The sequence below is a fragment of the Tessaracoccus sp. OS52 genome (assembly GCF_020687685.1).
Lineage (GTDB): Bacteria > Actinomycetota > Actinomycetes > Propionibacteriales > Propionibacteriaceae > Arachnia.
Genome location: NZ_JAJEWM010000001.1, coordinates 1,436,653 through 1,450,409, shown reverse-complemented (window position 1 = coordinate 1,450,409; position 13,757 = coordinate 1,436,653). Strand labels below are relative to the sequence as shown.

Below are 13,757 nucleotides of genomic sequence, written 5' to 3'. Positions count from 1 at the left end.
CTCCGGGGCCTTTCCGCTTGCTGCGCGTCCGGGGATACCCCCATGGGGTGGCAGCACCCCGCCGAACCGGGATTCCGGGACATTACGTATGGTGGTCTGCGACAGCTACCGGAGCACTCGAAGGACGATAGTGATGAAGAAGACCCTGCTGGCCATCGCGGCCGTGACCGCACTGCTGGCTTCAGGCTGCTCGGCCCCCACCCCGGCCACGCCCGCGTCGTCGTCGGTGCCAGCCAGCAGCGCCGTCGTCCAGGACACTGACGCCATGCTCGCCCGCCACGGAATGGCGGGCCTGAGTCCGCGCGAGGTCGTCGAGACCATGGACCAGGACCCCAGCCCCCGTCCGCTCCCGATGGTGGCGTCCGTGCGCTATGACCAGGTGGTGCTCGCCGACGAGCAGGGAGAGGTCACGATGCCGCTGGACGGAGAGGACTTCTACCTCTCGATCGCCCCCTACGTCACGTTCACCCACGACTGCTACTTCCACAACCTCGGCACCTGTCAGGGCGAACTCGCAGGCGAGACTGTCCACGTCAACATCACCACCGAGGGCGGTGACGTGCTCGTGGACGAGGAGGCCACCCTCCAGGCCAACGGCTTCGTCGGGTTCTGGCTGCCCAGGGACGTTGCCGGCACCGTCACGGTCACCTACGACGGCAAGACCGCGGTCTCGCCCTTCAGTTCTGACCCGGAAGGTCCCACCTGTCTCACCACGCTGGAACTGAAGTAGCAGTCCCCGGTCTCGCTTGACGGACGCTCAGTCTCTGCATGTGAGACGGTAGCGGCGTCGGAGTAGGCTCCGCCTGGAGAACTACCAGGAAGTGATTCGATGCCCCAACTGCGCTCCCGCACCACCACCCATGGCCGCAACATGGCAGGCGCCCGCGCCCTGTGGCGCGCGACCGGCATGGGAGAGTCAGACTTCGGCAAGCCGATCGTCGCCGTCGCCAACTCCTTCACCCAGTTCGTGCCCGGTCACGTGCACCTGCGGGACATGGGCAAGCTGGTCAGCGAGGCGGTTGCCGAGGCCGGGGGAGTGGGTCGCGAGTTCAACACCATCGCCGTGGACGACGGCATCGCCATGGGCCACGCCGGCATGCTCTACTCTCTTCCGAGCCGGGAACTGATCGCCGACTCGATCGAGTACATGGTGAACGCGCACTGCGCCGACGCGCTGGTGTGCATCTCCAACTGCGACAAGATCACCCCCGGCATGTTCCTGGCGGCCCTGCGCCTGAACGTGCCGACCGTATTCGTCTCGGGAGGACCCATGGAGGCGGGCAAGGCCATCATCACCGACGGCGGGACGGTGGAGACCTCGCTCGACCTGATCAACGCGATGGTCGCCGCCGTGGACCCAGCAGTCTCCGACGACGAACTGCAGCGCATCGAGGCGAACGCCTGCCCCACCTGCGGCTCCTGCTCCGGGATGTTCACGGCCAACTCCATGAACTGCCTGCTGGAGGCCATCGGCCTGGCGCTGCCGGGCAACGGGTCGACGCTGGCCACCGCCGCTGCCCGCCGGGACCTGTTCGTGCGGGCGGGCAAGCTCGTCGTCGAGCTGGCAAGGCGGTACTACGAGGAGGACGACGAATCGGTCCTGCCCAAGTCGATCGCCACGAAGAACGCCTTCGCCAACGCGATGCGGCTCGACGTCGCCATGGGCGGCTCCACCAACACCGTCCTGCACCTGCTGGCCGCCGCGCAGGAGGCGGGCGTCGACTTCGACCAGCGCGACATCGACGCCATCAGCCGCGACACGCCGTGCCTGGCGAAGGTCGCGCCCAACTCCGAGCGCTACTACATGGAGGACGTGCACCGGGCAGGCGGCATCCCCGCGATCCTCGGCGAGTTGCACCGGGGAGGAAAGCTGAGCGCGGACGTCAACAGCGTCCACTCGGAATCCCTGCAGGCCTGGCTGGACGAGTGGGACATCCGCGGGGGCAGCCCCTCCGATTACGCCGTGGAACTCTTCCACGCCGCCCCGGGAGGGGTGCGCACCACGGAGGCCTTCTCCTCGACCAAGCGCTGGGACAGCCTGGACACCGATTCCCTCAGCGGCTGCATCCGTTCCGTCGAGCACCCCTACACCGCCGACGGTGGCCTCGCGGTCCTCTACGGCAACCTCGCTCTCGACGGCGCCGTCGTCAAGACCGCCGGCGTGCCCGAGCATCAGTGGGAGTTCACGGGACGCGCCCGGGTGGCCGAGTCCCAGGACGAGGCCGTCGAGATGATCCTCGGCAAGCAGATCGTCGAGGGCGACGTCGTGATCGTGCGCTACGAGGGTCCCAAGGGTGGCCCCGGGATGCAGGAGATGCTCTACCCGACCTCGTACCTCAAGGCGCTCGGGCTCGGTCCCAAGTGTGCGCTGGTGACCGACGGCCGGTTCTCGGGCGGGTCCTCGGGGCTCTCCATCGGGCACGTGTCTCCGGAAGCCGCCTCCGGAGGGACCATCGGGCTCGTGGAGGACGGGGACCAGATCACGATCTCCATCCCCAACCGGTCCATCACCCTCGACGTCGACGAGGAGACCCTGGCGCGCCGCCGCGAAACCGTAGAAGCACGGGGCTGGCTGCCGCTCACGCGGAAGCGAGAGGTCTCCACTGCTCTGCGCGTCTACGGCGCCCTGGCCCAGTCGGCTGACAAGGGTGCCGCGCGCCGGTTCGACTGACCCGCTGCTGGTCCACAGACGCGTCGATTTCCTTTGCTAGGTTGAGTTCGCGAAGGAGGGGCGCATGGCTGACATCGAGGATTTTGACTTCGACCGCACCACCAACATGGCCTGGCAAGCCTTTACGGAACGCCTGGACGAGGTCCTCTCCGTGATGGACGCCTCGGCCGACCTCACGATCTCCGTCTCGCGCAGTGGAGCCAGCTACGACGTGCCACCGGCCATCCGGTTCTCGATGGTCCGGCCGGGGATCGTGGAGGCCACCCTCCTGGGCCCCGACGACGCCAGGCTGGGAGAACTCGGCTGGGTGGCGCACGCCGACGGCACCGAGCGGGTCGAGGTGGACCAGGAGGAGTCCCGACGACTCGCGGAGATCACCACGGCCACCCTGTCCGAAGTGCTCGGGGTACTGCATCCGGTGTTCCTCGAGCCCGACCAGCTCGCCGAGCTCCTCAGTGGCGTGCCGCACTCCGACGACGAGCCCATCGTCGAACCCCTCCCACGGTCGGTCGCCAGGCCCGCCAACCAGGAGGAGCTCGACGCGATGGTCGACGAGGAGCTGGTCCGGGAGTTCGGCCATCCGCCCATGCGCAATGCCGACGGCGACGTGGCCATCCGCGTCGGCTCGACCATGATCTTCCTCCGTACCACTCCCGACGCCAGGGAACTCCTCTTGTTCGCGGCCCTGGTCCACGACGTCGCAGGCCGCTCCAGGGCGTGCGAGATCCTCAACGACCTGAACGTCGAGGCCCGGTACTGCCGGTTCGCGTTGCATCGCGACCGGGTGTTCGTGCAACTGTCGGTGTTCACCCAGCCGTTCGTGCCGGAGCATCTGCGGCACGCGCTGGACGCGATCTCGAAGGTGGCTGATGCGATCGACGACGAACTCGCGACTCGTTTGAGCGGCCGGACCACATTCCCCGGATAGAATTGTCATAGAACCCCTCGGGGTGCAGCCAGGAGGTCACCATGGAAGACAAGAAGTCACCCCTCGTAGTCGTCGGCGTCGATGGCAGTGAGGACGGCCTCCGGGCAGTCAGGTTCGGCGCTGGCACCAGTCTCGCCATGGGTGCGGAGCTCCTGCTCGTCCACGCGGTCGACGACGCCATGCTCGCGGGCGCCTGGGGCGTCGTCTACGACCCGGAGGTCCTCCAGAACGCCGGCGCAACCGCCAACGAGCAGGCCAAGCAGGTGGCGATCGAGCGCGGGGTGCCCGAGAACCGCATCCGCACCGAGGTGGTCCTGGGATCCCCAGGTGGCGTCCTAGGCCGGCTGAGCGAGGTCGCGGACCTCATCGTCGTCGGTCGCCGCTCCGTCTCCGGTCTGGAGCGCATGTTCGTCGGCTCCACCAGCGTCAGCGTGGTGGCCAACGCCGCCTGCCCCGTCGTGGTCATCTCCGCAGCATCCACGCCGAAGCCCGTTGGAGGACTCGGGGTGGTCGGCGTGGGCCTGAACACGAGCCCCGGCAAGCACGAGACGCTCGAGGCGGCCTTCAAGTTCGCCAAGCGGCAGGGAGCGCGGCTGGAGATCGTCCACGCGCTCCAGCCGCCCATCGGGATCTTCGGCCCCAAGATGTCACCGGACCAGCTCGAGGAGCAGCTGGAGTTCACCCGCGGCGGGATCGAGGCGGTGGCGCGGACCATGGCAGAGAAGTACCCCGAGGTCTCCTACGACGTGGTCGTGGTGGCCGACAGTCCCATCAACGAACTCGTCTCCCGCTCGGCCCATTACGACATGCTCGTGGTGGGAACCAGTGAGAGCGGCATCCCCGGATTCGGGCTCGGGGGCCTGCTGCGGGGGCTGATGGCGCACGCGTCATGCCCCCTCCTGATCGTCCACTGAGCGCGTTGACCCAGACCCACACACCCAGGCTCGAGTTCGACCCCGCCCTACCGATCACGGCGGAGGTGCCGCACATCGCGGCGCTCATCCGGGACAACCAGGTGGTCGTCGTCGCGGGTGAGACCGGCTCCGGCAAGACCACGCAGCTGCCGAAGATCTGCCTGCTCGCCGGCCGCGAGCGGATCGCGCACACGCAGCCCAGGAGGATTGCCGCCAGGACCGTGGCCCAACGCATCGCCGACGAGTGCGACGTCGAGATCGGCGAGTTCGTCGGCTACCAGGTGCGCTTCACCCGAAAGGTCACCCGGGCCACCCGCATCAAGGTCATGACCGACGGCGTGCTGCTGAGCGAACTGGCCCACGACCGCGACCTCAGGCGCTACGACACCATCATCATCGACGAGGCTCACGAGCGCAGCCTCAACATCGACTTCCTGCTCGGGTACCTCAAGCAGCTCCTGGTGCGGCGTCCCGACCTGCGCGTGATCGTCACGTCGGCCACCATCGACACCGCCCGGTTCTCCCAGCACTTCAGCGACGCCCCTGTGGTGGAGGTCTCGGGCCGCACCTACCCGGTGGAGGTGCGCTACCGTCCGGTTGCGGAGGACCGCGACGAGGTGGACGCCATCGCCGACGCCGTGGCGGAGATCGCCACCGAGTCGGGCACGGGTGACGTGCTGGTGTTCCTCTCCGGGGAGCGAGAGATCCGCGACGCCGCCGACGCCGTCAGCGCTCTGGGGCTCGACTGGGACATCCTTCCCCTGTTCGCACGGCTCTCGGCGGCGGACCAGCAGCGCGTGTTCCAGAACCACACCCGACGGCGGGTGGTGCTCGCCACCAACGTGGCCGAGACCTCCATCACCGTCCCGGGGATCCGCTACGTCGTCGACGTCGGCAACGCCCGCATCTCCCGCTACTCGGCGCGCACCAAGGTGCAGCGTCTTCCCATCGAGCCGGTATCCCAGGCCAGCGCCAACCAGCGCGCAGGCCGCTGCGGTCGGCTGGGGCCCGGAATCGCGATCCGGCTCTACAGCGAGGACGACTACGAGTCCCGCCCCCGCTTCACGGAACCGGAGATCCTGCGCACCAACCTCGCGACGGTCATCCTCCTCATGGCCCAGGCCGGGCTAGGGGACGTGGAGTCGTTCCCGTTCGTCGAGGCCCCCGAAACCTCGCAGATCAACGACGGCCTTCGGGTCCTGTCCGAACTTGGAGCGATCAGCCCCAGGAAGCGCCACGAACAGATCCGGCTCACGCGAACCGGCCGTCTGCTGGCCCAGATGCCGGTGGACCCCCGGCTGGGGCGCATGCTGCTGGAAGGGTCCAGGCGCGGCTGCCTGGACGAGGTGCAGGTGCTCGTCGCCGCCCTCACCGTGCCCGACGTGCGCGAACGCCCGGCAGACCACCAGCAGGCGGCCGACGTGCTCCATCGACGGTTCTGGGAAGGTGTCCCCGGCCAGGTGGCGGCTGCGGTGGAGGCGCCCTCGACGGAGCCGCTGCGGCACACCGTCCACACAGGCACGCGCAAGGAGCCGTCCCGGGCCCGTCTGGAGGGCGGGGACTTCGAGGTGCTGCTCAACGTGTGGAACTACCTTCGGGCCAGGCGCAAGGAACTCTCCGGCAACGCGTTTCGGCGGATGTGCCGCGAGGAGTACCTGCACTTCGTACGGTTCCGGGAGTGGGAGGACCTGGTCTCGCAGTTGCGCGAGGTGTCCAAGGAGCTGGAGCTCAAGCGGGGCGGTGGCGGTGCCATGCCCGAGATCCTGACCAGCCTGCTGTCAGGCCTCCTGTCACACGTCGGTCTTGCCGAGACCGAGCGCTCCAAGCCGGTGCAGGGCAGGCGCAAGCCCCTGACCGAGTACCAGGGCGCGCGCGGGGCCAGGTTCGCCATCCAGCCCGGCTCCTCCTGCGCCCGCTCCACGCCACCCCTGGTGATGGCCTACGAGCTCGTGGAGACGTCCCGGCTGTGGGCCCGCACCGTCGCCCCGATCAAGCCCGAATGGGTGGAGGCGGTAGGGGCCCACGTGATCACCCGGACCATGTCCGAGCCACACTGGCAGCAGCGCACCGGCACGGTGGTGGCGAGCGAGACGGTGACGTTGTTCGGCGTGCCCCTCATCAGCGGCCGCCGGGTGGGTTACGCCGCCAGGGAACCTGAGCAGGCCCGGCAGATCTTCATCCGTACTGCCCTGGTGGAGGGGGAGTGGGAGACCTGGCAGGACGTCGTCGTGGCCAACCGGTTCGCCATGGCAGAGGCCCAACGCCTCACCGACCGGATGCGTCGACCGGACCTGCTGATCCCCGACGACGCGCTCTACGACTTCTACGACGCCCGCATCCCGGCCGACGTGCACTCGGCCGCGACCCTCGACAAGTGGCTGCGCTCGCTGGCCGACGACTCCTTCCTGCGGCTCACGCCTGCCGACTGCATGGTGCAGCCGGGGGCTGTCAGCGTCTCGGACTTCCCCGACAGGTGGCAGGTCGACGGCCACTCCCTGCCCATCACCTACGTCTTCGACCCCGGAGCGGGTCACGACGGGGTCACCGTCGAGGTCCCGCTCGAGTTGCTGCCCCAGCTCGACGGCGCCCCCTTCAGCTGGCAGGTCCCGGGGTTGCGCGCCGAACTGGCGACAGGACTCCTGCGCAGTCTTCCCAAGCAGGTCCGCACCAGGTTCGTGCCGGCCCCGGACTGGGCGACCAAGGCCTTGGGATGGCTGGACGAGCACCCGGGACCCGAGGGCGAGGACTTCACCGCTGCCCTCGCCAGGGCATTGCTGGCCCTCACGGGGGAGCGCGTCCAGGCGACCGACTGGAACCGCGACGCCCTGGAGAGCCACCTGCGGCCCACTTTCATCGTTTCCGACGGCACCCGCGAAGTGGCGCGTGGCCCCGACCTGGACCGGCTGCGGGTGGACCTCGCGCCCAGGGTTCGGAGCAAGCTGAACCGGTCGGCCAAGCGCATCACGGCCACCGGCCAGACGTCGTGGACCTTCGGCACCATCCCCGTCAGCGTGGAGCTCGGGCACGGAGTCGTCGGCCACCCCGCCCTGGTGGACGAGGGAGCGACGGTGGGCGTCGCCGTCGCCGACAGCGCCGAGCGGGCGCACTGGCAGCACGCGCTCGGCCTGCGTCGGCTGCTGGTCTGCACCAACCCCTCGCCAGTCCGCTCGGTGGTCGCCCACATGTCCAACTCGGACAAGCTGGCACTCGGGTCGAGTGAGTACCCGTCGGTCCAGGACCTCCTGGCCGATGCCTGGCTCAAGGCGAGCGGCCAGCTGATGCATCGTCTCGGCGACCCGGACCGGATTCGTGATGCGGAGGCCTACGCCCGTCTGGCCGATCTCGTGCGCCAGGACTGCGCTCCCCAGACCCAGGAAGTGGTACGGGTCGCGGCCCGCGCCCTGGCGACGGCGGCGGAAGCGCGACGCCAGCTGGAGAGGTTCCAGGCGACCGACCCGGTGCGCCTGGACGTCACCGAACAGCTCGCGAACCTGACGTTCAACAAGTTCATCTCATCCACCCCCGATCCCTGGTACGAGCGGCTGCCGGCCTATGTGCAGGCCGTCGTCGTCCGGCTCGAGAACGCGCTGAAGAATCCCGCGCGGGACCAGCGCGCGCGCCACGAGGTGGAGGAGATGGAGGCGCTGTACGCGCAGCTCTGCGATGCCCAGCCACCCGGGCCGCTGCCGCCGCCGGTCGAAGAGGTGGGGTTCCTGATCGAGGAGCTACGCATCAGCCTCTTCGCGCAGGGCGTCCGCACCGCCGTTCCAGTCTCTGCCAAGCGCATCAGGCAGGCGATCGCCGCCGCCGGCGCGGCGGTGGCATGATGTCGGGGTGCCCCATACCGTCGAAGATCTCGTAGCCCTGTTCGACATCCTGCAGGTTGGCGACCTCAAGTTCCGCGGACCGCAGCCCGACACCTACTTTCAGCGCCTCTTCGGGGGCCAGGTGCTCGCCCAGACCTTGTGGGCCGCGATGCAGACCGTCCCGGACGACCGTCCGGTCCACTCTCTGCACGCCTACTTCCTGCGGCCCGGCTCACCGAACGCTCCGCTACGGTTCGAGGTGGACGACCTGCGCAACGGTCGCACCTTCAGCGCGCGCCGCGTCGTCACCCGCCAGGGCGACGACGAGATCTTCCAGCTCAATTGCAGCTTCCAGCTGCCTGAACCGGGCCTCGACCACTCTGCTAAGCCACCCACCGACGTCAGCGCCCCCGAGGACTGCCCGCCGCTGCGCGGGGTGCTGGAGGAGCAGTTCGGCAGCCGTCTGCACCACCTCTCGGAATGGGATGCCCTGGACGTGCGCCTGGCCAGCGAGCCGCGGCCGAGCGACCAGGGCGGGGTGATGCGAGCCTGGGTCAGGACCCAGACCCCGCTGCCCGACGACGGCAGGCTCCACGCCGCCGTCGCCGCGTACCTGTCCGACATCACGCTGCTCAGCGTCTCGACGGTGCAGCACGAGCTCGCCTTCATGTCTCCCGGACTGCAGGCGGCTTCGGTGGACCACGCGATGTGGTTCCACCGTCCGTTCAGGTCCGACGAGTGGCTGCTCTACGACATGATTTCGCCCTCGACGTCGGGGGCCCGGGGTTTCTGCAAGGGCAGCCTCTACCAGGACGGTCTGCTGGTGGCCTCATGCGCGCAGGAGGGCCTCATCCGCGTGGGATGAGGCCCTCCTGGGCTGTTCCTTGGATCAGGCGGCGTTGCTCTGGGCTGCGTCCGTCGTCTCGCGCATCTTGGCCAGTGCCATGCGCTCGATCTGGCGCACGCGTTCGGCCGTGATGCCCCACTGCTGACCGATGTCTGCCAGCTTCGCCTGCCTGCCGTCCAGGAGGCCGTAGCGGCGACGCACCACGTCGGCCGAGCGCTCGTCCAGGCCGGAGAGCATCCCGTCGAGGCGGGCGCGGTCCTCCGCGTCCAGGACCATCTCGTCGGGCCCGGGGGAGGTCTCACGTGCGATCAGGTCGCCCAGGGCGGTGTCACCGTCGGCCTCAACGGGGGCGTCCAGCGAGACGTGCTCGCGGGAGTAGCGGATGAGGTCGATGATCCGCGACTCCGGCAGGTCCAGTTCGGATGCGATCTCGGCCACTTCGGGCTCGCGTCCCAGCTGGCGCTCCAGGTTCCGGCGTACGGCCGACACCTGGTTTACCTGCTCGGCCACGTGGACGGGAAGCCTCACGATGCGGCCCTGCTGGGCGATGCCTCGTGAAATCGCCTGCCGGACCCACCAGGTGGCGTAGGTGGAGAACTTGAAGCCCTTGGCGTAGTCGAACTTCTCGACCGCCCGGATGAGGCCGGTGTTGCCCTCCTGGACCAGGTCCAGCAGCGGCATCTGCGCCCTGCCGTACTTGCGGGCGACCGAGACCACCAGCCTCAGGTTGGCCTTGATGAAGTGCTGCATCGCGCGCTCACCCTCAGCGGCGATCTGCTCGAGTTCGTCCGTGGTGGCGTCGGTCTTCGTCTCCACTTCGCCTTCGAGGACCTTGCTGGCGTAGAGGCCCGCCTCAATGGTGCGTGCAAGCTCCACCTCGTCGGCGGCCGAGAGCAGAGCGGTCTTGGCAATCGAATCCAGGTAGAGACCGACCGCATCCTTGCCATCGATGCCGTCGGTGCTCCGGTTCCGAGCGGTTGAGATCATTTCATGTCCCTTTCTCGCGTCTTCAGATGTAACAACGCACCTCGTCGCCAGAAGGTTCCACACCAGCGGGTAGGTTTGTCAGAATCAGACTCCGGTCTGACGCAGCCCCCGCGGGAACAGGGCCGACGGCAGGGGATCTCCCCGATTCCGGTTTGAGTCCGGCCAATCCGCGTGGAATCATTGAGGACGACGTCCCTTGACTGACACGGGTCGTTGCGTGCCCAAAAACCTGTAGGACCCTCGAGAGGAACGCTGTGACTGCTGGATCGAGTCAAGATCAGAACCCCGCGAAGGCTACGCGCTCCCGCAAGACTGCGGGGGCGGCTGCTGAGAGCAACACCGCCGAAGCGAAGCCTGTGACCCGTTCCCGGACCAAGGCCGGAGCCGCCGAGCCCGCGTCGAAGCCCGCCGCCCGCGCGAAGACCGCGCCTGCCGCCAAGGGCGCCCGATCCTCGGCGAAGGCCAAGTCGGCTGGCGCCGCGTCCACCGAACCCACCATCGAGCAGGTGGCCGGAGGCGAGATCGAGGTCGAGTTCAAGCGCGACGGCGACGACGTCGTGCTCACCGTCGGTGGCAAGAAGCGCACCCTTGACGACGTCGACGACTCGGCCTTCTCGGAGGAGAAGGAAGCGCCCCTGGAGAAGGAACTCGTGGAGGAGGAGGGTTTCGCCCTCAAGGACTCCGACGACGCCGACGAACCAGAGCAGCAGGTGGTCTCCGCCGGCGCAACCGCGGACCCCGTGAAGGACTACCTCAAGCAGATCGGAAAGGTGGCCCTGCTCAACGCCGTCGAGGAGGTCGAACTCGCCAAGCGGATCGAGGCCGGGCTGTTCGCCGAGGAGCGCATCGCAGACACCGAGCAACCCGTCAGCGCTGAGGACCTCGAGGACTATGAGTGGATCGCTGCCGACGGCCGCCGGGCCAAGAACCACCTGCTCGAGGCCAACCTTCGACTCGTGGTTTCGCTGGCCAAGCGCTACACCGGCCGCGGCATGCTGTTCCTGGACCTGATCCAGGAGGGCAACCTCGGCCTCATCCGCGCGGTCGAGAAGTTCGACTACACCAAGGGCTTCAAGTTCTCCACCTACGCCACGTGGTGGATCAAGCAGGCCATCACGCGAGCCATGGCGGACCAGGCGCGCACCATCCGCATCCCGGTGCACATGGTGGAGGTCATCAACAAGCTCGCACGCGTGCAGCGCCAGATGCTGCAGGACCTCGGCAGGGAGCCGACCCCGGACGAGCTTGCCAAGGAACTGGACATGACCCCGGAGAAGGTGGTCGAGGTCCAGAAGTACGGTCGCGAGCCCATCTCGCTGCACACCCCGCTCGGCGAGGACGGTGATTCGGAGTTCGGCGACCTGATTGAGGACTCCGAGGCGGTCGTGCCCGCCGACGCGGTCAACTTCACACTGCTGCAGGAGCAGTTGAACGACGTGCTGGATACCCTCAGCGAGCGGGAGGCCGGTGTGGTCTCGATGCGCTTCGGGCTCACCGACGGGCAGCCCAAGACCCTGGACGAGATCGGCAAGGTCTACGGGGTCACGCGGGAACGGATCAGGCAGATAGAGTCAAAGACCATGTCGAAGCTCAGGCATCCCTCGCGCTCGCAAGTCCTGCGCGACTACCTGGACTGAACCGCGTAGCGCTCCACGAAACGCCGCAGGATGCTGTGCACCTGCGGCGTTATCGCTGCCTGCGCGGTGGCCTCGAGCAGCTGTTGGGTCTCAGCCGGGTGGAAATAGCCCGCGTGCTTGTAGACGTTGATGCGCAGCGCGATCCCCGGCGCGTCCAGCTCAGGGTGGAACTGGGTGACGTAGCAGTTCGCCCCGACCCGGAACATCTGGACCGGGCAGGGCCCGCTCGTCGCCAGCAGCACGGCGCCGTCGGGGAGTGACGAGACCGCTTCCTTGTGGCCGACGAAGGCCCGGAACCGGTCCGGCACCTCGGCCAGCAGGGGATCGCTCCGGCCGGCGTCGGTCACATCGATGTCCACCGCACCGACCGGTTCCCCGAAGCGGCGGTCGACGACGCCTCCCAGCAAGGAGGTGACGGTGCCGATTCCGTAACACAGTCCCAGGAACGGCCTGTCGGTCGCGATGACGTCGTCGAGGACCCGGCGCAGGTCGGCCTCGACGCGGAGTTGGAGGTCGGACTTGTCGGCGTCGCTGGAGTTGAACGGGCCGCCACCGAGGATGACTCCCGAGTAGTCGTCGAGATCGATCCGCGGGAGTGGGGCGGCCTCGACGCGGAACTGGCGCGCGCCGTCGGGTGGCAGCGCGCCGAACCGCACGACTGCTTCCAGTTCACCGGCGGCGGCGGCGTCCTCCGGGCGGGTGCTGAGCAGCAGGAACGGCTTCACTGCGGCCCCTCGAACCTCGGGCGCCCCTGCATGGTCTCCGCGATCACCGACCGCACCACCGCCCCCAGGTCTCCGGTCTCCGCGTGCACGCGGCGTTGGCGGACGTAGCTTGGTCCGCCCGCGGCCAGCCGGGCGCAATCCTCCAGATTCGCGGCGCAGCCCAGCTCCGCCGCAGTCGGCGCCAGCTCCTCCAGCCAGCGGCGAAGGCCTTCACGGATCATGATGGTGTGCTCCTCCGGGCGGGGGGTGATGACCTCGGCTCCCATCCCGTAGCGGGCGGCGCGCCACTTGTTCTCCCGCATGAACCAGAATGGCAACCTGTCGATGGCGCCGCCGGCGTCGAGCTCCCGCGACATGCGCTCCACCAGAGTCTGGCTGAGCGCGGCCAGAGCGCCGATCTCCATGAGCGTGGGTACGCAGTCCATGGACCGGTTCTCCACCGTCCCGAACGTGGAGGGCCGCACGTCCCAGCGGATCTCGGAGGGGTTCTGGATGAGGCCGACGCCCTCGAGTTCCGAGGCGTACTTCTCGTACTCCTGCCACGAGGTCATGTGGTAGGGCAGCCCGTTGGTGGGCAATTGCTGGAACAGCATGGTGCGCTGGGAGGCGAACCTGGTGTCGATGCCCAGCCAGAACGGTGACGATGCCGACAGGGCGATGAAGTATGGGATGAACCTCGCCAGACCGTAGGTCATGGGAAGGGCCTTGTCCCTGCTCGCCACCCCGGTGTGGATGTGGAGGCCGTTGATCACCATCAACTCGCCCCACCACCCGTTGCGCTCCCGTACCCGCCGGTACTGGGCCTTCTTCACGGGCGGCTGCTCGGTGGGGTCCCCGAACGGATGCGCGCCCATGGCCAGCACAGTGCAACCGTGCGGCTCAAGCACCTCGATCACGTGGTGCAGCAGTCGGGACAGATCTTCGAGCACCCCTGCGACGGTGTGGTGCACACCGGAGACGAGCTCGATCATGCTCTGCAGGTACTCGCCCCTGATGGGGCCGTTCACGGGATCCTCGACTCCATCGAGCACGTAGTGGGCGGCGGGAACCTGCTCCAAGGTGGCCAGGTCAACGATGGCGAGCTCCCACTCCACGCCAAGCGTCGACTGGGGTGATTCGCCGAAGCCGATCTTCATCCGTACTCCCTCGGTTGAGTAGAAGATAGTGCAGTTCGGGGGCGGCGGCAGGTTCGGTCCGCGATCGTCCCCGACTGTAGGCTTGAGCGCGCAGACGACGAAAGGT

Annotated in this window: 9 protein-coding genes and 1 pseudogene; 7 read left to right on the top strand and 3 right to left on the bottom strand. The window is 68.2% G+C overall.

Translation table 11 applies throughout. The features are described from left to right. The first annotated feature begins 133 nt into the window (after window positions 1–133). From LKO27_RS06795 to LKO27_RS06770, 6 genes are all read left to right on the top strand, one after another. Entirely contained in the window at window positions 134–730 is a 597-nt protein-coding gene (locus tag LKO27_RS06795) for a CueP family metal-binding protein (protein WP_227736412.1), read from the top strand. Window positions 731–829: 99 nt separating this feature from the next. After that, entirely contained in the window at window positions 830–2,671 is a 1,842-nt protein-coding gene (gene ilvD, locus LKO27_RS06790) for a dihydroxy-acid dehydratase (RefSeq protein WP_227736409.1), read from the top strand. A 64-nt stretch (window positions 2,672–2,735) separates the two neighbouring features. Further along, complete coding sequence (locus tag LKO27_RS06785) at window positions 2,736–3,599, top strand: YbjN domain-containing protein (protein WP_227736408.1); 864 nt, start codon at window positions 2,736–2,738, stop codon at window positions 3,597–3,599. A 41-nt stretch (window positions 3,600–3,640) separates the two neighbouring features. Next, complete coding sequence (locus LKO27_RS06780; protein ID WP_227736406.1) at window positions 3,641–4,513, top strand: universal stress protein; 873 nt, start codon at window positions 3,641–3,643, stop codon at window positions 4,511–4,513. After that, window positions 4,489–8,340: an ATP-dependent RNA helicase HrpA gene (gene hrpA / locus LKO27_RS06775; protein WP_370629955.1), complete on the top strand. Its 3,852-nt coding sequence runs from the start codon at window positions 4,489–4,491 to the stop codon at window positions 8,338–8,340. Before LKO27_RS06780 ends, hrpA begins: the two co-directional genes overlap by 25 nt. 7 nt (window positions 8,341–8,347) lie before the next feature. Continuing rightward, window positions 8,348–9,184 (top strand): acyl-CoA thioesterase II, encoded by an 837-nt coding sequence (locus LKO27_RS06770; RefSeq protein ID WP_227736402.1) that lies wholly within the window; start codon window positions 8,348–8,350, stop codon window positions 9,182–9,184. Between the two features lie 24 nt (window positions 9,185–9,208). Here the strand turns inward: LKO27_RS06770 and LKO27_RS06765 are convergent, their stop codons facing one another. After that, on the bottom strand, window positions 9,209–10,153 hold the full coding sequence (locus tag LKO27_RS06765) for an RNA polymerase sigma factor RpoD/SigA (RefSeq protein WP_227736400.1): 945 nt from the start codon (window positions 10,151–10,153) through the stop codon (window positions 9,209–9,211). A gap of 221 nt (window positions 10,154–10,374) precedes the next feature. Here LKO27_RS06765 and LKO27_RS06760 point away from each other — a divergent pair. Beyond that, window positions 10,375–11,790, top strand: a pseudogene (locus tag LKO27_RS06760) (RNA polymerase sigma factor); the annotation flags it as partial. Here LKO27_RS06760 and LKO27_RS06755 read toward each other — a convergent pair. Then, on the bottom strand, window positions 11,778–12,515 hold the full coding sequence (locus LKO27_RS06755) for a glutamine amidotransferase (RefSeq protein WP_227736397.1): 738 nt from the start codon (window positions 12,513–12,515) through the stop codon (window positions 11,778–11,780). The pseudogene LKO27_RS06760 and the gene LKO27_RS06755 sit on opposite strands and share 13 nt — an antisense overlap. Next, window positions 12,512–13,651 carry a YbdK family carboxylate-amine ligase gene (locus LKO27_RS06750; RefSeq protein WP_227736395.1) on the bottom strand — a complete coding sequence of 380 codons (1,140 nt, stop codon included), beginning with the start codon at window positions 13,649–13,651 and terminating at the stop codon, window positions 12,512–12,514. Before LKO27_RS06750 ends, LKO27_RS06755 begins: the two co-directional genes overlap by 4 nt. Window positions 13,652–13,757: the final 106 nt, after the last annotated feature.